The 19136-nt window shown below is 76.5% G+C and carries 13 protein-coding genes; 6 read left to right on the top strand and 7 right to left on the bottom strand.

Annotated features, from left to right (window positions below):
- Positions 1-20: 20 nt before the first annotated feature.
- Both ACI769_RS14450 and ACI769_RS14445 read left to right on the top strand, forming a co-directional pair.
- Entirely contained in the window at positions 21-794 is a 774-nt protein-coding gene (locus ACI769_RS14450; RefSeq protein WP_409141806.1) for a MerR family transcriptional regulator, read from the top strand.
- A gap of 135 nt (positions 795-929) precedes the next feature.
- Complete coding sequence (locus tag ACI769_RS14445; RefSeq protein WP_409141805.1) at positions 930-2819, top strand: glycerophosphodiester phosphodiesterase family protein; 1890 nt, start codon at positions 930-932, stop codon at positions 2817-2819.
- 99 nt (positions 2820-2918) lie between these two features.
- On the opposite strand, the gene ACI769_RS14440 is transcribed toward ACI769_RS14445, so the two are convergent.
- Both ACI769_RS14440 and ACI769_RS14435 read right to left on the bottom strand, forming a co-directional pair.
- A complete protein-coding gene (locus tag ACI769_RS14440) occupies positions 2919-4286 on the bottom strand; it encodes a hypothetical protein (protein ID WP_409141804.1) in 1368 nt (455 codons plus the stop codon).
- A 46-nt stretch (positions 4287-4332) separates the two neighbouring features.
- The gene (locus tag ACI769_RS14435; protein ID WP_409141803.1) at positions 4333-5166 is read right to left on the bottom strand and encodes a VOC family protein; all 834 of its coding nucleotides are present in this window, start codon (positions 5164-5166) and stop codon (positions 4333-4335) included.
- A gap of 158 nt (positions 5167-5324) precedes the next feature.
- Here ACI769_RS14435 and ACI769_RS14430 point away from each other — a divergent pair, with 158 nt between their 5' ends.
- Positions 5325-6608, top strand: coding sequence for an endonuclease/exonuclease/phosphatase family protein (locus ACI769_RS14430; RefSeq protein ID WP_409141802.1), 1284 nt, complete (start codon positions 5325-5327; stop codon positions 6606-6608).
- Positions 6609-6881: 273 nt separating this feature from the next.
- On the top strand, positions 6882-8027 hold the full coding sequence (locus ACI769_RS14425) for a ScyD/ScyE family protein (RefSeq protein ID WP_409141801.1): 1146 nt from the start codon (positions 6882-6884) through the stop codon (positions 8025-8027).
- 45 nt (positions 8028-8072) lie between these two features.
- On the opposite strand, the gene ACI769_RS14420 is transcribed toward ACI769_RS14425, so the two are convergent.
- A complete protein-coding gene (locus ACI769_RS14420; RefSeq protein WP_409141800.1) occupies positions 8073-9533 on the bottom strand; it encodes a pyridoxal phosphate-dependent decarboxylase family protein in 1461 nt (486 codons plus the stop codon).
- Between the two features lie 185 nt (positions 9534-9718).
- Here ACI769_RS14420 and ACI769_RS14415 point away from each other — a divergent pair, with 185 nt between their 5' ends.
- A complete protein-coding gene (locus ACI769_RS14415; RefSeq protein WP_232322686.1) occupies positions 9719-11338 on the top strand; it encodes an asparaginase in 1620 nt (539 codons plus the stop codon).
- 216 nt (positions 11339-11554) lie between these two features.
- Positions 11555-12205, top strand: a complete 651-nt coding sequence (locus tag ACI769_RS14410; protein ID WP_232322685.1) for a chitinase — start codon at positions 11555-11557, stop codon at positions 12203-12205.
- Between the two features lie 121 nt (positions 12206-12326).
- Here the strand turns inward: ACI769_RS14410 and ACI769_RS14405 are convergent, their stop codons facing one another.
- The 4 genes from ACI769_RS14405 to ACI769_RS14390 all read right to left on the bottom strand — a co-directional run bounded on the left by ACI769_RS14405 (position 12327) and on the right by ACI769_RS14390 (position 19097).
- A complete protein-coding gene (locus tag ACI769_RS14405) occupies positions 12327-14819 on the bottom strand; it encodes an alpha/beta hydrolase-fold protein (protein WP_409141799.1) in 2493 nt (830 codons plus the stop codon).
- A 146-nt stretch (positions 14820-14965) separates the two neighbouring features.
- Positions 14966-15829, bottom strand: coding sequence for an HpcH/HpaI aldolase/citrate lyase family protein (locus ACI769_RS14400; protein ID WP_409141798.1), 864 nt, complete (start codon positions 15827-15829; stop codon positions 14966-14968).
- Positions 15826-17046 carry a CaiB/BaiF CoA transferase family protein gene (locus tag ACI769_RS14395; protein ID WP_409141797.1) on the bottom strand — a complete coding sequence of 407 codons (1221 nt, stop codon included), beginning with the start codon at positions 17044-17046 and terminating at the stop codon, positions 15826-15828. Before ACI769_RS14395 ends, ACI769_RS14400 begins: the two co-directional genes overlap by 4 nt.
- Positions 17043-19097, bottom strand: coding sequence for an SUMF1/EgtB/PvdO family nonheme iron enzyme (locus ACI769_RS14390; RefSeq protein WP_409141796.1), 2055 nt, complete (start codon positions 19095-19097; stop codon positions 17043-17045). The genes ACI769_RS14395 and ACI769_RS14390 overlap by 4 nt, the downstream gene beginning before the upstream one ends.
- Positions 19098-19136: the final 39 nt, after the last annotated feature.

Raw genomic sequence — 19136 nt, 5'->3', positions numbered from 1 at the left:
GCGGTCCCGACACGCCCCGGGTGCTGCGCACGTCCGACGTCGCGCGCGCGACCGGCTGGTCCGTCCAGCAGGTGCGCGACCTCGAGGCGCTCGGCGTCCTGCCGCCCGCGGGCCGGTCGCCGAACGGCTACCGCACGTTCGGCGACGAGCACGTGCTGGCGCTCCGCGCGTACCGGGGGCTGGCGACGGCGGTCGGCCCGGTCGTCGCGCGCGCGGTGCTGCGCGAGATCCGCACGCTCCCCCTGCCCGACGCCGCAGCGCGCGTGGGGGCGCTGCACGTGACGCTCGCGCGCGAGCGGGACGAGGCGCTCGTCGCCCGCCGCGCGCTGCTCGCGATCCGCGCGGAGGGTGAGCCCGCCGTCGGCCCGGGCGAGGCCGGACCCGACGAGGGCGGCCCGCCCGCGGGCGCGGACGGCGACGAGGACGACGTCCTCACCATCACCGGGCTCGCCGCGGCGCTCGGCGTGCGGGCCTCGACGCTGCGCCACTGGGAGCGCGAGGGGCTCGTCGCCCCCGAGCGCGTCGCGACGCGCGCCGGGACCCACGGCGCGCGCGCCTACCCGCCCGCCGCCGTCCGGGAGGCGCGGATCACCGCGGCGCTGCGGTCGGCCGGCTACCCGGTCCCGGCGGTCCGCGAGACGATCGCGGCGCTGCGCCGGCTCGACGACGTCGCCCCGACCCTCGCGGCCCTCGACGCCCGGCTCGACGTGATCGCGCGCCGCACCGCCGCGCTGCTCGCCGCGGGGTCCGACGTCGCACGGCTCCTGACGGGCGCGACGGAGCCGTCCGGGTGAGGCTCGGGGGGATGCCGAGGGGGCGGCGGCGTCCCGACACCTGACCGTCCCCGAGGCGTCGCCCGGCGTCCACCGGAGCGCAACGCCGCGTTCCTAGGGTCGCCGGGGCAACCGACCCGACGCTCGGAGGACCCGATGACGACCACCCGACGCCGCGCCGTGCGCGGCACCGCCGCCGCACTGGCGGGGACCCTGCTCGCGACGACGCTCGTCGCCGCCACGGCCACGACCGCGACCGCGCCGTTCGCGGCCCCGGCCGCCGCCGCACCCGGCGACGTGCTGCTCGCCGAGTCGTTCGACGGCGACGACCTCCCCGAGGGCTGGACGCCCGTGCTCGGCGACTGGCAGGTGCGCGACGGCCGGCTCGTCGGCGACGCACCCGACGGGTCGTCGCCCGCGCGGATCGTGTTCGGCCGCGCCGCGGAGAACTACCGGCTCGACGCGACGCTCCGGTTCGAGAGCGTGGACAACGCGTCGCGCTGGGCGGGCGCGATCCTCGACGTCGCGCCCGACGGCACCACCCCGTGGTGGCAGGCGGTCCTGCGCACCACGACGACGGCGCCCAACGGCGTCGAGATCGCCCAGCGCACCGCCGCGGACGCCTGGAACGTCCCGTACACCGGCTCGGCGCCGACCGACGCCGCGACCGGGCGCGACGTGCACCTGTCCGTCGAGGTGCAGGGCGCGGCCGTCACGTACGCGCTCGACGGGCGGACCGTGCTGGAGGGGCGGATCGACCGGTCCCGCGACGGCGCGCTCGGCTTCGTCACCGCCGGGGCGACCGTGAGCGTCGACGACGTGACCGTCACGGAGATCGAGCCCGCGTCGTACGTCGGCGGCGACGGCGAGCTGCCCGTCACCGTCGCGCACCGCGGCTACTCCTCGGTGGCACCCGAGAACACGCTCGCCGCCGTCGCGGCCGGGATGCGCACGGGGGCGGAGTACGTCGAGGTCGACGTGCACACCACGGCCGACGGCGTCCCCGTCGTGCTGCACGACCAGACGGTCGACCGCACGACCGACGGCACGGGCGACGTCGCCGTCCTGGCGGGCGAGCAGGTCACCGCGCTCGACGCCGGGTCCTGGTTCTCGCCCGCGTTCGCCGGGCAGCGGCTGCCGTCGTTCGCGCAGCTGCTCGACCTGCTGGAGACCGGGTCGTCGACGCTGCTCCTGGAGATCAAGGGGCCCGAGACGTCCGCGGAGGTCGAGCGCGTCGTCGACATGGTCGTCGAGGCCGGGCTCGAGGACCGCGTGGTGCTCCAGTCGTTCGACGTCGACGCGCTGCGCGCCGCGCGCGAGCACGCCCCGCAGATCCCGCGCGGGCTGCTCCGCGGCGCGCTCGACGCCGACCCGGTCGCCGTGGCGCAGGACCTCGGCGCGGTCATGTACAACCCGTCGGCGAGCGCGCTGCTCGCGCGTCCGGGCGTCGTCGCCGACCTCAACGCGGCGGGCGTCGCCGTCATGCCGTACACGGTGAACTCCGCGGCCGACTGGGCGCGCCTCACCGAGATCGGGGTCGACGGCATCATCACCGACCGCGCGGGGGCGTTCGTCGGGTGGAAGCAGGCGCGCGAGCAGGAGGCGCCCGCGCCCGGAGCGCCGACGGTCACGATCGTCAGCCCCGCTGAGGGCACCGAGGTCGAGCGGGGCGGCACGCTCGTCGTCGCGGCGAGCACAACGGACGCGGACGAGGTGGTCGTGACGCTCGACGGCGAGCCCATGGACAACGGGGCGGTCGTCCCGGCTGCGGACCTCGCGCTCGGCGAGCACACGGTGACCGCGACCGCGCGGGGCGCGGGCGGCGAGGCGACCGCGGAGGCGACCGTCGTCGTGACCGTCACGCCGGAGGGCCTGCGCTCGCGCCTCGCGGCGCTCGACCTCCCGCCCGGCCAGCTGACGAAGGCGCTCGACGCCGTCGAGGCCGGGCGGTGGGCGTCGGTGCGGAAGGTCGTGAAGAAGTTCGTGCGCGACACGGCCACGCGCGAGCGTCTGCTCGAGGAGGTCGACCACCTCGACGGCCGCTGACCGGGCAGCCTGACGGGGCGCCTGACATCGACCGGGCTGCTGCGCGCAGCGGCCCGGTACGTCGCCCGTCCCCGGTCGGAGCCGACCGGGGACGGGCGCTCACGCGTCGGCGAGGAAGCGCCGCCGCTCCCCGCGGGCGGACCCGGCCCGCGCCCAGCCGGTGAGGACGAGGGCGCCGCCCGCGACCCACGGGACGACGTCCCACCCGGGCGGTCCGTCCGACCCGACGACGGCGCCGTCCGTCGCGAGGATCGCCGCCCCGAGGCCGAGCAGCACGAGGCCCAGCACCAGCAGGACGACGTCCCACGCCGCGCTCCCCGCGCCGCGCCGGGGCGCGCGGGCGACGAGAGCTGCCTTCTCGGTCGCGGTGAGCGGCGCCGTCGGGCCGAGGGGCTGGACGCGCTCGGCGCCGTGCCGGAACCGCGCCGGGTCCTCGACGGCCTCGACGAGCGCGGCGGGCAGCCCGAGGAGGTAGGCGAGGTCGGCGACCGGGTCGCCGGGCCAGGTCGACGCGGCGAGCAGGGCGCGCAGCCGGCCCGGGTCGCGCGGGGCGCCGAACGCCTCGACCAGGGCCTCGTACGCACCCTCGGGACCGGACGTCGAGAGGTCCGTCCAGGTGTCGTTCCAGCTTCCGAAGATCCACGGGCGCCCCGGCGTGCTGAGCGTCCAGGCGACGCCGCCGCCGGTCCGCTCCAGGCTGACGACGACCTCCCCGGCGCGCAGGCCGCGCTCGATCGTGGACCGGGCGCGGAACTCGCCCGAGAGGGCCGACCGGAACGCCTCCTGCTCCGCCTCGTCCGACGCACCGAACCTCGGCGCCTCGGGGCGTGCGGCGGTCCAGACGACGGTGCGCTCGTCGGTCGCGCGCACCCACGCCGCGCCCGCCCGGCGCACGGCGGCGCGGACGAACGCAGCGTCGGCGCGGACGAGCTGCACGACGGCGTCGGGCGCCGCAGAGTCCGTCGCGGGCAGGTCCGCGACCGCCGCGAACGCCTCGAGAAGGTCGTCGGGGTGCTCGAGCGCGCGCAGCCGGTCCGCGGCGGTCGTCGCGTCCCGCAGCCCGACGAGCGCGCCGACGGCCGCGAGCACGGCGCCCGGGTCGCCGTCGAGGCGCATCGTGTGGTCGGTCGTCGAGCCGGGCTGCGCGGGGGCCCAGGTGACGACGACCGGCGGCGCGACGGCGTCCGTGCGGGCGGCGAGGATCGCGCTCACGCCCTCGGGCAGGAGGTCCGAGCCCGCGTCGAGTTGCACGACCCACGGGACCGGCACGAGCGCGTCGACCTGCGCGAGGGCCTCCGCAGCCGACGTCGGGGCGTCCGCCGCGTCGGTCGCCGTGCCGTTCTCGGTGTCGACCTCGGCGAAGGTCCAGCCGCGCTCGTCCGTCGGGCCGACGCGCCCGTACTCGAGGTCCGCGGCGCGGAGACGGTCGACGACCTGGGCGTGCGGGCTGCGCGTGACGACGTTCACGGCGTCATGATGCCGCACCCGCCTCCACCCGGCGGTCAGCGTCCGGTCAGAAGCCCTCGGGCGGCGTGAACTGCGAGAGCGTGAGCACCGCAGCCTGCGGGTCGCGGACCTCCGCCTCGCGCGTCCACCCCGTGTCGGCCGAGGACAGCACCACCGCACCGGCGCGCTCGGCCGCCGCGGCCGCGGCGTCCCGGTCCGCGACGGCGAACGTCACGGTGTGGCGTGCGGGTCCGGGCTCCTCCAGGACGCCCGCCACGACGTCCCGGAAGCCGGGCGGCGCGCCCGCCTGGTTCGCGTCGATCTCCGGGTTGACGGTCCGCGCGAGGTGGTCGCCGTAGCCCTCGACGCGCGCCATCCCGGCTCCGAGGTCCGGGCTCACCTCCCAGCCGAGCAGCGGGCCGTAGAAGTGCAGGGCCCGCGCGACGTCGGGCGTGCGCAGCACGCTGAAGTTCCACGTGCCCGGCTCGTTGACGCGCTGCGCGCCGAGCCGCGCGCCGGGCTCCCACAGCCGGAACGTCGCGCCCTGCGGGTCGCGGACGGTCGCCATGCGCCCCGGCGGGCCGACCGTCGTCGGGCCGTCGAGGACCTCGCCCCCGAGGTCCGGGACGCCGCGCGCGGAGGCGTCCACGTCGTCGACCGCGACGTACGTGATCCACCCGGGCTCGCCGCGGCCCGTCGCGACGGCCGCGACGTCCTGCCCGCCGAGCGAGGCGACGACGTACCGCTCCCCCGCGCCGGGCGGGAGCCGGTCCTCGAACTGCCACCCGAAGAGGGCGCCGTAGAAGGCGAGGGCGGCGTCGACGTCGGGCTGCTCGGTGTCCACCCAGCAGGGCACGCCGTGCGGGTAGGTGCGGACGGGTCGGGACGGCGAGGTGTCCATGTCTCACGGTCCCACCGGGCACCCACATCGTCGCCCCGGCCCGGCGCCGGGTGTTCGCCCGCGCGACACCTTCCCGACCTTCCGGGCGTGGGCACCCGTGCGTACGGTGGCGGGGAACCTCTCGACGACCACCGTCCCCCCGACGACGAGGAGCCACCGTGTCCACGAGACCGTCCACCCCGACCGAGCGCCGCACCCGACCGCGCCCCGCGCTCGTCCCCGCCCTCGCGTCCGCCGCGGCCCTCGCCGTCGCGGGCGCCGGCGCCGTCGTCGCGCCCGCCGCCGCGCACGGCGACCGCCACGGCCACGACCGCGGGACGCTCCGCGTCGCGACGTACAACGCGAGCCTCAACCGCGCCGCCGCGGGCGAGCTCGAGGCCGACCTCTCGACCCCCGACGACCCGCAGGCCGCGACTATCGCCGAGGTGCTCCAGCGCACGCGGCCCGACGTCGTGCTGCTCAACGAGTTCGACTTCGTGCCCGGCGGGCGCGCCGTCGACCTGTTCCGCGACCACTACCTCGAGGTCCCGCAGGGCGGCGCCGAGCCGATCGAGTACCGCTACGCGTACGTCGCGCCGTCGAACACCGGAGTGCCCAGCGGGTTCGACCTGAACGACGACGGCGTGGTCGGCGGCGGGGACGACGCGTTCGGCTTCGGCGCGTTCGAGGGGCAGTACGGCATGGTCGTGCTGTCGCGGTACCCGATCGACACGCGCGGCGTCCGCACGTTCCAGCACTTCCTGTGGAAGGACATGCCGGGAGCGCTCCTCCCGGACGACCCCGCGACGCCCGCGCCCGCGGACTGGTTCACGCCCGAGGAGCTCGACGTCGTGCGGCTGTCGAGCAAGTCGCACTGGGACGTCCCGGTCCACGTGGGGCGGCAGACCGTCCACGTGCTCGCATCGCACCCGACCCCGCCCACGTTCGACGGCCCCGAGGACCGCAACGGCCGCCGCAACCACGACGAGATCCGGTTCTGGGCGGACTACGTGACGCCCGGCAAGACGTCCCGCTACGTGTACGACGACGCGGGCCGGCGCGGCGGGCTGCGCCCGGGCGCGAGCTTCGTCGTCCTGGGCGACCAGAACGCCGACCCGCTCGACGGCGACTCCGTGGACGCCGCGATCGACCAGCTCCTCGACCACCGGCGCGTCCAGGACCCGGCGCCCCGGTCCGCCGGCGCGGTCGAGGCCGCCACGCTCCAGGGCGGGGCGAACGTGACCCACCGGGGCGACCCCGCGCTCGACACCGCCGACTTCGCCGACACCTCTCCGGGGAACCTGCGCGCGGACTACGTCCTGCCGTCGCGCGACCTGCGGGTCCGCGACGCGGGCGTGTTCTGGCCCGTCCAGGCCGACCCGCTCTCGCGCCTCACCGGCGTCTTCCCGTTCCCGAGCAGCGACCACCGGCTCGTCTGGGTGGACCTGGCCGTCCGCGACTGACCCCTCGGTCCGACGTCGCCCCGGGTGCTCGTCGCCCGGGGCGACGATGGTGGACCGGCGCCGCCCGCGGGTGCACACTCGGAGGTCTGTGCTCACCGCCGACGCACAGCAGACTCCCGGCCGGCGCCTCGCCGGTCGCACGGCACGCCCCCGGCGCGCCACGTCGTCCGGCCCGACGACCACCTCACCCTCGTCCCCGGGGCGACGCCCGCGCCGACAGCAGCGCGCGCCGGCTCCCCTCGCCCCCGCGGGACCGCCGGACCAGGAGCACCCATGAGAAGACTCCGCACCGCCCTGCCCGCCGCCGTCGCCGCCGCGACCGCCGCCCTCGTGCTCGTCGCCGGGCCCGCCGTCGCGCACGGCGGCAAGCCCTCGCCGCGCCCGCCGACCGTGACCGACGTCGCGACCGGCCTCGTCACGCCGCTCAGCCTCGCGGTCGGACCGCGCGGCACCACCTACGTCACCCAGAACTTCCCCGGGCTGCTCACGGCCGTCGGCCGCGACGGCACCCCGACCGTCCTCTACGCGTCGCCCGACGGCGGCGAGGTGGGCGGCGTCTCCTACGACGGCCGTCGGATCACCTTCACCGAGACGCAGCTCGGCGAGGAGGGTCCGGTCGCGTCGGAGGTGTCGACGCTGCGGACCGACCGGCGGGGCAACCCGACGGGCGCGCCCGTCGTGCTCGCGGACACCTTCGCGTACGAGCAGGCGAACAACCCCGACGGCGGCGTGACGTACGGCCTGCGCGACACCGACCCGGCGTGCGTCGCCCAGGTCCCCGCGTCGCCCGTCCCGCCCCGGTACACGGGGATCGCGGACTCCCACCCGTACGCGACGACGTCGTCCCACGGCACCACGTACGTCGCCGACGCGGGCGCCAACGCGATCCTGTCGGTGAGCGACCGCGGCCGGGTCCGGACGGTGGCCGTGCTGCCCGCGCAGCCCGCGGTCGTCACCGCCGAGGCGGCGGCGGGCCTCGGGTGGCCCGCGTGCGTCGTCGGGCAGACGTACTGGTTCGAGCCCGTCCCCACGGACGTCGAGGTGGGGCCGCGCGGCGTGCTCTACGTGACGACGCTCCCCGGCGGGCCCGAGGACGCGAGCCTCGGTGCGCGCGGGGCGGTCTACACGGTGGACCCGTGGCGCGGCTCGGTGCGCCCGCTCTCCTCCGGGTTCCTCGGTGCGACCAACCTCGCCGTGTCCGGCGACGGCACGGTCTACGTCGCCGAGCTGTTCGGCGGGAAGATCTCGCAGGTCGGCAAGCGCGGGTCGAGCACCCTCGTCGAGGTCCCGCTCCCCGCGGGCCTCGAGTGGGACGGCAAGGGCCTGCTCGCGACGACGAACGCCCTCCCGGCGGACGAGACGACGCCGCCCGACGGGCACCTCGTGCGCATCGACCTCGGCCGGCACGGCGGGCGCTGACGCACCACCGACCCCGGGCGTCGCACCGACGCCCGGGGCCGGTCGTCAGGCGCGGGTCGCGGCGACCGCCCGGCCGAGCGCGTCGACGCTCACCGCGACGTCGGCGTCCGTCGTCGCCCAGGAGCTCACGGAGACGCGGAGCACGGCGCGGTCGTGCCAGCGCGAGCCGGACATCCACGCGGTCCCGTCGTCGAGCACGCGCCGCACGACGTCCTGCGTCCGCGCGTCGTCGCCGAACGCCGCGCACACCTGGGTGAACACGACGTCGTGCAGCACCTCGCCGTCGAGCGCGCGCACCGCGTCGGCGAACGTCGCCGCGTGGCGGCAGAACCCGTCCACGAGGTCGGCGACGCCCGAGCGGCCGAGCGCCCGCAGCACCGCCCAGACGGGGAACGCGCGACCGCGACGCGAGAGCTCGGGCACCTTGTCGAGCGGGTCGCCCGCCTCGCTCTGGATGAGGTAGTCGCCGTGCATGCCCATCGCGGCGCGCAGCGGCGCCGGGTCCGCGACGATCGCGAGCCCGCAGTCGTACGGGACGTTGAGCGTCTTGTGCGCGTCGGTCGCCCACGAGTCGGCGCTCTCGTACCCCGCGACGAGGTGGCGGTACGTCGGCGACGCGGCGGCGAAGAGCCCGAACGCGCCGTCGACGTGCACCCACGCGCCGTGCCGGTGCGCGACCTCGACCGCCGGGCCGAACGGGTCGAACGCCCCGGAGTGCACGTTGCCCGCCTGCAGCACCACGATCGTGGGCGCCGACGTAGAGCCACGGTCCCCCGAGGTAGAGGCCAGGTCCCGCGAGGTAGAGCTCTGGTCCCGCGAGGTAGAGCCCCGGTCGTCCGAGGGAGAGGCCGGGTCGGCCAGCGCCTCCTCGAGCGCGGCGACCGAGACCCGGCCCTGGTCGTCCGCGGCGACGACCTCGGGCGCCCCGAGCCCGAGGTACGACAGCGCGAGGTCGACCGACTCGTGCCGCTCGGCACCGACGAGCACGCGCACGCGCGGCGCACCCGTGAGGCCGTCGCGCCGCACGTCCCACCCCGCGCGGCGCAGCACCTCGCCGCGCGCGGCGGCGAGCGCCGTGAAGTTCGCGGTCGTGGCGCCGGTGACGAACCCGACCGCGCCCGACGCGGGCAGGCCCAGCAGCTCGAGCAGCCACGCGCTCGTCACGTCCTCGACGGCCGTGTGGGCCGGGGTGACCGTGCGCAGCGCGGAGTTCTGGTCCCACGCGCTCGTGAGCCAGTCGGCCGCGAGCGCCGCCGGGTGGCTGCCGCCGATGACCATGCCGTAGAAGCGGCCCGACGGCATCGCGGTGAGGCCCGGCCCGCACGCCGTGGCGAGCAGGTCGACGACGTCGGCCGCCGGGCTGGGACCGTCCGGCAGGTCCGTGCCGAGCGCGGCGACGACGTCGGCGACGCCCGCCCGGGGCGGGACCGGGCGCGTCGCGAGGGAGTCGAGCCACGCGGCGGCGTGCTCGTGCGCCCGTAGGAGGGCGGCGTCGCGATCGTCCATGACCGCTCCTGACCGGGCCGGACCGACGCCGGCCCTCCCGCCAGGCTGGACCCGTGGGGAGCGCGGGTCAACCGCTCCGGCGGCAACCGGCACGTCCGTACTTCTTACGCCCAGGCAATCCCCAGGCAACACGCGGTCCCTAGCGTCGGGCGGGCCAGATGTTCCCCCCGACGGAAGGCCCCCTGTTGAGAACGTTCACCCTGACCCTGTCCGGCCGCGCCGTCGCGGCCGTCGTCGCGCTCGTGCTCGCGTGCGCCGCCCTCGCCGCGACGGTCGCGTACACCGTCGCCGACTCCCGGGCGTCGGCCGCCGCCGCGCGCGCCGAGGGTGCCGCGGCACCGGTGCTCGCGGCCGGTACCGCACCGGCCAACCCGCTCGGCATCACGTCCGCGCAGTACGCGACCGCGACGGCGACCGCCGCGGCGGAGAAGCCGAAGGTCGTCGTCGTCGCGACCGGCGGCACGATGGCCGGCAAGGCGACCGGCCGCGACACGTTCACGAGCTACCGCGCCGGCACGTACCGCATGGAGGACATGCTGAACACGCTGCGGCCCGAGCTCGACGCGGTCGCCGACGTCACCGCCGTCCAGTTCGGCAACGCCGGCTCGTCCGGCTACTCGATGGAGCAGTTCCACGCGCTCACGCTCGAGGTGGAGAAGCAGCTCGAGACGGCGGACGCCGTCGTCGTCACGACCGGCACGGACACGCAGGAGGAGTTCGCGTACTGGCTCGACCTCACCGTGCGGTCGCGCAAGCCCGTCGTCACGTCCGGCTCGATGCGCCCGTGGGGGTCGGGCGCCGGGCCGGACTCGAGCCTCGTGTTCGGCACGGACGCGCCCGCGAACCTCTACAACGCGATCAAGGTCGCCGCGTCCCAGCAGACGTTCTGCTTCGGCACGGTGCTGATGCTCAACGACGAGATCCAGGCGGCCCGCGAGGTCACGAAGTCGAACTCGTACCGCACCGACACGTTCCAGACGCGCGAGTACGGCGTGCTCGGCTGGATCGACGGCGACAACGTCACGCTCGGCCGCGCCCCGGCGCGCGTGCTCGCGTGCGACACCGAGGAGTGGTTCACGCCGTTCGACCTCGCGAAGGTCGACGCGAAGACGCTCCCGCGCGTCGAGATCCTCATGTCCTACCAGCAGGCCGGCGGCGAGGCCGTGACGGCGTTCGCGAACGCGGGCGTCCAGGGCATCGTCACCGCGGGGACGGGTGCGGGGGGCATCTCGTCCGCGATGAGCCAGGCCCGCACCGCCGCCGTCCGCGACAAGGGCGTCTGGTTCGTCTCGACGACGCGCACCGGGTCGGGGTCGTCGTACGGGGGCGGCAACGGCATCATCGCCGGCGGCGACCTCACGGCCGTCAAGGCGCGGCTCCTGCTGCTCCTGTCGCGGGCCTTCACCGACGACTTCGCGACCGCCCAGGGCTGGTTCACGACCTTCGGCAACGCGTCGTTCGACCAGTCCGCGACGGCGGCCACGGTCGGCGCCGAGCCGGGCTCGACGACGGTCCGCTTCTCCGGCACCGCGACGCCGTCGTGCAAGGCAGCGGGCAAGCAGCTCTGGCTGACGGCGTCCGTGACGAACGAGGACACGGTGCCGATCGACGTGTCCGTGCAGACCCCCGCGGGCGAGCACACCTTCTCGGCGGTCCCCGCCGGGGAGTCGGCCGAGAAGACGCTCGCCGTGAAGGCCAAGACGCTCGACGCGGGCGAGATCACGCTCGTCGCGACGAAGGACGTCGACGGGCGGGCCGTGCAGACGGAGACGACCGCCGCCTACCCGGAGACGACCTGCCGCTGACATCCCCTGACCCCCACCCGTCGAGCACGGGGACGGCGACCGGATCCGCACCCATCCGGTCGCCGACCCCGTGCTCGGCAGCGTCGTGGGGGTCTCGGTGGGCGACCCGGTGGCTTGATCGAGGGGCTGGTTCACCGGTTACGCAGGTGTCCTCACGAATCCCGTAGGGTGGGCGCGGTCGCGGCGTCGCGGCCGCCGCCGACGAAGGGGGACCCCGTGACCGACCCGACGACCACCACCGCACCGACGACGTTCGTGGTGACCGAGCAGCAGTTCGACGCGATGTTCCCGGAGCGGAACCCGTTCTACACGTACGCCGGGCTCGTCGCGGCGACGGTCGCGTACCCCGCGTTCGCGACGTCGGGCGGCGACCGTGTGGCCCGGCGCGAGGCCGCGGCGTTCCTCGCGCAGGTGAGCCACGAGACGCACGGGCTGGAGCACGTCGTCGAGGTCAACACCGCGAACTACCCGCACTACTGCGACCCCGCGCAGCCGTACGGGTGCCCCGCCGGGCAGGACGCCTACTACGGCCGCGGCCCGCTCCAGCTGAGCTGGAACTTCAACTACCGGGCGGCCGGGGAGGCTCTGGGGATCGACCTCCTCGCCGACCCGTGGCTCGTCGAGCAGGACCCGACCGTCGCGTGGCAGACGGCGCTCTGGTACTGGAACACCCAGCCCGGCACGGCCTCGATGACGTGCCACGACGCGATCGTCGGCGAGCACGGCTTCGCCGAGACCATCCGCTCGATCAACGGCCCGCTCGAGTGCGAGGGCGGCAACCCCCGCCAGATGAACAACCGCGTCCGCCTCTTCCGGCACTACGTCGAGATCGTCGGCACGACCACGGGCGACCACCTCACCTGCTGACCGCGCCTCCCCGACACCACCGCCCGCCGAGCACGGGGTCAACGACCGAAATCCCGAAGAAACGGTCGCCGACCCCGTGCTCGGCTGCGTGCGGGGGGCGGCGGCAGCGTAAGGGTCGGGGTCAGGGGCAGGTGAGGGCGGCGTACGGGACGACGACGGCGCGGCCGTCCACCGTCGCGGTCGCCTCGCCCGCGGGGACGGTCGTGGCGCGGACGGCGAACGACCGGTAGGCCGACGCGCCCGGGGCGACGTCCGCGACGACGTGCGTGCCGTACGGCGTCGCGAGCTCGACGTCGACAGGCGCGTCGCCGGTGCTCGTCGCGCGCACGGCGACGTAGGCCTTGCCCGCGAGGCACCGCGCCTCGGCGGTGACGTCGAGCGCCGGGCCGGTGGCCCCGGCGTCGGGCACGACGGCGTCCCACGGCGTCCGGGCCACGAACACGTCGGCGGCGCCCGCGTTCGTCGTGCCCGCGGGGGCGCCGTACGTGAGCCCGGTGAGCAGCGCGGCGCCGTCGCGGCCGTCGGCGGCGGGTGCGGGGGCCGCGAACAGGTTCGCGTCGTCCCACTCGTCGGCGCCGTCGCGCTCGCGCGACCCGGTCTGCGTCGCCTCGCCCGGGGTGCCGTCGGCCGCGACGGGGAACGTCACGACGTCGACCCCGCCGACGGCCGTGCCCAGCGCGCCGTACGTCGTGCCGACGACGAGCACCGCGTCGTCGGCGCCGAGCACGCCCATCACGCCGCGGTCGTCGGTCGACGTCCCGACCTGCGTCGTCCACAGGACCTCGCCCGCGGTGTCGAGGGCACGCACGACGACGTCGTTGTCCCCGAGGTTGCCGCCGTCACCGAGCGCCCCGCGCGTGTGCCCGACGGCGACGACCGACCCGTCCGAGCGCGCCACGAGGCCGTTGACCTGGTCGTTCTCGCTCGTCGCGACGGCGCGCAGCCACTCCTGCTCGCCGTCCGCGCCGTAGCGCGCGACCCAGCCGTCGTTCGCGCCCGCACGCTCGGCCCCGGGCATCCCGCCGCCCGACACCCCGCCCACGTACACCGCGCCGTCGGGCGAGGCCGCCACCGCGAGCGCCTTGTCCTCGCCGGGCCCGCCCACCTGGCGCAGCCACAGCAGCTCGCCCGCCGCGGAGACCCGCCCGACCAGCGCGTCCTTGTCCCCGGCGCTCGGCGCGTCGCCCACGGCACCGCTCGTGTACCCGGCGACGTAGGCGCCGCCCGCGCCGTCGGGCGCGACGGCGTAGAAGCGGTCGGCCGCGCCGGGGTCGCCGGTCTGCAGCGTCCAGGCGCGCTCGCCGTCGGCGGTGACGGCCGCGACGAACCCGTCGTCGCGCGTCGTGCCCGCGTGGGCGCCGTCGAGGTCCCCCTTCGTGTACCCGGCGACGAGCACGCCGCCGTCCGCGCCCGGCACGACGCCGTACGCGCGGTCGTCCGCGGCCGTCGCGACCGCGTGCCGCCAGACCTCGGCGCCGTCGGCGTCGCGCCGCACGACGACCGTGTCGAGCCCGCCCGCGGGCTCGTACCCGTCCCACGCGCCGGCGAGGTTCAGCGCGACGGCGATCCCGCCGTCGGGCAGGGCCGCGACCCCGCCCGCGCGGTCGTCGCCCGCGGAGCCGAGGAGCTCGGCGTCCCACGGCGCGGCGGGCGTGGTGCGCAGGCGCGCCGAGACGTCGACGACCCCCTCGCGGAACGCGGGCCGCCAGACGTCCCAGTCGTGGCCGCCGTCGAGCACGCGCAGCTCGGCCGTCACGCCCGGGACGCGGCGCGCCTGGTTGTAGAGGCGCGCGGACTCGAAGTCGATGTCGTGCGTGGCCTCGGCGGGGTCGGGGTTGGCCCACTCGTCGTCGCCGACGGCGACGAACAGGTGCACCGGGAGCGCCGGGTCGAGCGCCGCGAGCGCCGTCGGGTAGGACAGCTCCGTGTACCGGTCGGCGTCGAACGGCGCGGTCCCGACGCCGTAGCCGCCGTGGTCGCGGGCCGAGGAGTCGGCCGGCGGCTGCGGCACGTAGACGGCGGGGCTCAGCACGATGCCCGCGGAGAACGTGTCCTGGTGGGCGAGCGTGAACCGCAGCGCGCCCGCGCCCCCCATGGAGTAGCCGCCGACGGCGCGCGCCTCGCGGTCCTCGACCGTGCGGTACGTCGCGTCGACGTGCGCGACGAGGTCGCGCGTGAACGCCGTCTCGACGGCGGTGCCGGCCCCGGCGCCCGTCGCGTCCCCGGTGTACAGGGAGTCCGTGTACCAGGAGCCGCGGTCGTTCCACGGCGCGTCGGGCATGACGACGACCATCGGCTGGATCTCACCCGCCCCGATGAGCTCGTCGAGGTCGCCCGTGACCTGCTGCCACGCGGCCTGCGTGTCGCCGCGGCCGTGCAGCAGGTAGAGCGTCGGGTACTCCTGCGCGGCGTCGTCGTAGCCGGGCGGCAGGTAGACCGTGTAGTCGATCGGGCCGGCCGCGGAGTCCGCGACCCGTCCCGACTCGACCGTGCCCTGCTCCGCGGCGGTCGCGGGCAGCGCGAGCGCCGCCCCGCCGATCGTCGCGCTCACCGCCAGCGCGGCGAGCGCGGCCGTCGTCCCGGGCCGCCGGTGGGGCCGTCGTGCTGCGTCCATGGTGTCTCCTCGTCGAGATCCGGTGATGACTGCCCCCTCCCCCCTCCCCCTCCCTCGTCCCGCCGAGCACGACGTTGCTGTCGTGACCGCGCCGATGACGACAGCAACGTCGTGCTCGACCGGGAGGAGGGTCGTTCTCGGTCGCGTTAGCCGGGCGGGCGGCGGTCCGCCAGGGCCAGCACGGTGCGCGCGCGCTCGACCATCGCGACGTCGAGGAACGTGCCGTCCGCGAGCGCCACGACGCCCGTGCCCGACGCCGCGGCGTCGCCGACGCGCTCGACGACCTCGCGCGCGCGGTCCACCTCGGCCGGGGTCGGGAGGAACGCGTCGCGGATGGTGTCGAGCTGCGCGGGGTGGATCGCGGTGCGGCCGCAGAACCCGAGGGACCGCCCGGCGCGGCACGACGCCGCGAGCCCGTCGAGGTCGCGCACGTGCGTGAACGCGGACATCGCGGGCGACGGCAGCCCCGCCGCCCGGGCCGCGACGACGACCCGGCTGCGTGCCCACGCGAGCCCGGCCTCGTCGTCGACCCGCAGGTCGGAGCGCAGGTCGGCCTCGCCGAGCCCGAGGGACGCGACCTGCGGCGACGCCGTCGCGAGCTCGAACGCACGCTCGACGCCGAGGGCCGACTCGACCAGCAGGTGCAGCGCCCGCCCGGGGAGCGCCGCCGCGAGCGCGCGCACCTCGTCGGCGGACTCGACCTTCGGCGCGCGCGCCCCGACGGCGAGCGGCATGCCCGCGAGGGCCGCGACGTCGGCGGCGTGCCACGGCGTCGCGGGGTGGTTGATCCGCACCTGGACGCCGCGCGCGGCGGCCGCGTCGTCGAGCAGCGCGACGGCGTGCGCCCGCGCCTCGTCCTTGCGCGCCGGCGCGACGGCGTCCTCGAGGTCGACGAGCACGACGTCGGCCGTGGACCCGAGCGCCTTGGCCACCCGGTCGGGCCGGTCCGCGGGCACGTACAGCAGCGTCAGCGGCGGCCCGGCGCCCGGCCGGTCGCCCCGGCCCGTCACACCGCCCCCTCGGCCCGGAGCTCGGTGACGCGCTCGGGCGAGAAGCCCAGCTCGCCGAGCACGGCGTCGGTGTCGGCCCCGTGCGCGCGGCCGGTGAAGCGGATGACGCCGTCGTTCTCGGACATCCGGAACAGCGGTCCCTGCATGAGCATCGGGCCGAGCTCGGGGTCCTCGATCTCGTGGATCGTGCCGAGCGCGCGGAACTGCGGGTCGTCGACGATGTCCTGGGCGTCGTAGATCGGCGCGACGGCGGCCTGCGCCTCCTCGAACGCGGCGACGACCTCGTCGCGCGTGCGCTGCGCGATCCAGCCGCCGACGGCCTCGTCGAGCAGGTCGGCGTGCTGCGCGCGCTCGACGCCGCTCGCGAACCACGGCTCGTCGACGATCTCGGGGCGCCCGACGAGGCGCAGGACGCGCTCGGCGATGGACTGCGCCGACGTCGACACCGCGACCCACTGCCCGTCGCGCGTGCGATAGGTGTTGCGCGGCGCGTTGTTCGCGGACCGGTTGCCGGTGCGCGGCTGCACGGTGCGGAGCTGGTCCCAGCGCGTGATCTGCGGCCCGAGCATCGCGAGGATGGGCTCGATGATCGCCGTGTCGACGACCTGCCCGTGCCCGGTGCGCTCGCGCGTGGACAGCGCGACCATGACGGCGAACGCGGTCGCGAGCGACGCGACGCCGTCGGCGAGCCCGAACGGCGGGAGGGTCGGCGGGCCGTCGGGCTCGCCGGTCATCGCGGCGAACCCGCTCATCGCCTCGGCGAGCGTGCCGAACCCGGGGCGGGTGCGGTACGGCCCGACCTGCCCGAACCCGCTCACGCGCGCGAGCACGAGCCGCGGGTTGCGCGCGGACAGCTCGTCGTAGCCGAGGCCCCAGCGCTCGAGCGTGCCGGGCCGGAAGTTCTCGACGACGACGTCCGCCTCGGCGGCGAGAGCGAGGAACACCTCGCGGCCGCCGTCGCTCCCGAGGTTCGCGGTGACGGTGCGCTTGTTGCGCCCGAGCGTCTTCCACCACAGGTTCACGCCGTCCTTCGCGGCGCCGTGCGTCCGCGACGGGTCGGGCTTCGTGGGGTGCTCGACCTTGACGACGTCGGCGCCCAGGTCGCCGAGGTGCATCGCCGCCATGGGCCCGGCGAACAGCGTCGACGCGTCGACGACGCGCAGGCCCGCGAGCGCGCCCGCGGCCGGGTCGCGCGAGACGCGCGGTGCGTCCGTCATGCCGTCACCCCCGTCGCGTCGTCGGCGAGGTCCCACGCGCAGCGGAACCCGACGGTCGCGCCGCGCGCGAGCCCCAGGCCGGGGACGAGGAGCTTGACCGCGTAGTCGGCCGCGTGGCGCCCGCCCTCGACGTACCAGTCGGAGCCCTCGGCGCGGTGGTCGCTGCCGCCCTTGAGCATGACGAACCGCGTGCGGCCGTCCGAGTGCTCGGAGCCCGTCCAGCTCCACACGGCGGGCTCGCCGCGCGTCCAGCCGGGCTGCTCTGCCGCGAGCTGCCACTCGTCCTCGGTAGGCAGGCGCCCGCCGCGCCACGCGCAGAACGCGCGCGCGTCGTCGAGATCGACGAACGTCACGGGCTCGTCCTCCGTGCCGGGCACGGGACGGCCGTCGCCCCAGTGCGCGAGGAAGCGGTGCGCGACGGCGGGCACGTACCCGGTGGCCGTGAGGAACTCCGCGAACTCCGCGTTCGTCACGTCGCGGCCCACCGCCACCGGGGCGGCGAGCTCGCCGTCGCGCTGGAGGGTCCGCGCGTCGTGCAGGCGCGGCGGGAGCGGCTTCCACTCGTCCACGTACGGCGCGCCCTGGTACATCCCGGTCTCGCGCGCGCGGTACCGGATGGTCAGCACGTACGGCCCCGCAGGCACGACGACGGCCCCCGCCCCGGGCGCGCCCGACGCCCGGGCGGCGTCCTGCCCGACGACGGCCCCCGGCCCGGCCGGGTCCGTCCCCCCGGTCGGAGCGGACGTGGGGACAGAGGCGTCGAGGCGCCGCGCGAGCCGGTGCGGGAACCGCGCGTCGGGGTCGTGCGGCGCGGTCTCGTCGAGCGAGGCGACCACGTCGCGCAGGTGCGGCAGCCACGCGGGCTCGGCGGCGCCGTCGGCCACGTGCAGCACCACGGCGATGCCGCGGCCGGGCACGCGCCCGGGCGTGCCGTCCGGGAGCAGCGGGCCGTCGTGGTCCGTCTCGCCGCGGTTGACGAGCGTCCACAGGGTCACGCCGTCGAGCTCCCAGCGCGACGCGTACACCCCGGCGGCCTCGGCCTCGGGCGCGAGCTCGGCCAGCGGCGTCCACTCGCCGTCGAGCAGCAGCGGACGCGCGGCGCGCTGGACCGTGACCAGGCGCGTCACGGTCGCGGCGTCGCGCCGCGACCAGCCGACCCACACGCCGAACACGACCTCCCACACCATGACGCCCACGCCGTTGAGCCACGCGGACTGGAGCTCCTCGGAGTGGTCGCGGTGCCAGCGGCGCACGTGGTGCTGCATGTGCCGGCGCTCGTACCAGTGCGCGCGCAGCACGCCGGGCACGGGCGAGTCTGCGAAGAACTGCGCCCACGAGGACGAGTGGTCCTCGATGCGCTCGACCGGGAGCTTGGACTCGCCCTCCAGGACGATGCCCGGGCGCGCGGCCTCGAGCCGCGCGACGAGCTCCGGCTCGGCCTTCTTCAGCGTGTCGAGGAAGACGCCGTCGGCGCCGAGCTCGCGCACGACGGCGGCGAGCTCGGTGAGGTCGTCGTCGCCGCGGCGCGTGCCGACGTCCCACGGGTTGTAGTCGACGAACACGTGCAGGCCCGCGTCGTGGAACGTCTGTACGAGGTCGACGATCCCCGGGACGTCGCGGTAGAAGTCCCACTGGTTGCGGTCGTCGATCCCGATGACGGGGTACGCGTGCCACAGCACCACGGCGTCGAGGCCGCCGAACCGCTCGCGCGCGTCGGCGAGGAACCGCTCCGGCGTGAACCGGTGCTCCTCGAACGAGTACAGCAGCTCGTCCCAGAGCCACACCTGCGCGACCGTCGAGCACCCCGCGGCCCACGCCGCGTCCGGGCGGTCGTACGCGGCGCCCGTGTACCCGTGGCGACGGCGCGCGTCGTCGCGCCACGCGGCGAGGCGCTCGCGCCAGGCCGGGCGGTCGGCGGGGTCGGCCGGGCCGACGAAGATCTTCGCCTCGTCGAGCGCGAGGGACTGCTCGGGCGTGAGCGGCCCGTCGAGCGCGACCTCGGTCGGCAGGTCGATCGGGCGCGGGACCAGCGGGTCGAACGTGTAGGTCATGGTGCCTTTCCCTCGGCGGGCCGGGCCCGCGCTCGGACG

The organism is Cellulosimicrobium sp. RS (genome assembly GCF_046159675.1).
In the GTDB taxonomy this organism is placed as follows: Bacteria; Actinomycetota; Actinomycetes; order Actinomycetales; family Cellulomonadaceae; genus Cellulosimicrobium; species Cellulosimicrobium funkei.
This window is presented reverse-complemented; position numbering and strand designations above follow the sequence as displayed.

Excerpts from the sequence above, each read along its gene's own strand:
- ACI769_RS14445 (WP_409141805.1), top strand. The coding sequence starts at position 930 with ATGACGACCACCCGACGCCGCGCCGTGCGCGGCACCGCCGCCGCACTG.
- ACI769_RS14435 (WP_409141803.1), bottom strand. The coding sequence starts at position 5,166 with ATGGACACCTCGCCGTCCCGACCCGTCCGCACCTACCCGCACGGCGTG.
- ACI769_RS14425 (WP_409141801.1), top strand. The coding sequence starts at position 6,882 with ATGAGAAGACTCCGCACCGCCCTGCCCGCCGCCGTCGCCGCCGCGACC.
- ACI769_RS14420 (WP_409141800.1), bottom strand. The coding sequence starts at position 9,533 with ATGGACGATCGCGACGCCGCCCTCCTACGGGCGCACGAGCACGCCGCC.
- ACI769_RS14405 (WP_409141799.1), bottom strand. The coding sequence starts at position 14,819 with ATGGACGCAGCACGACGGCCCCACCGGCGGCCCGGGACGACGGCCGCG.
- ACI769_RS14395 (WP_409141797.1), bottom strand. The coding sequence starts at position 17,046 with ATGACGGACGCACCGCGCGTCTCGCGCGACCCGGCCGCGGGCGCGCTC.
- ACI769_RS14390 (WP_409141796.1), bottom strand. The coding sequence starts at position 19,097 with ATGACCTACACGTTCGACCCGCTGGTCCCGCGCCCGATCGACCTGCCG.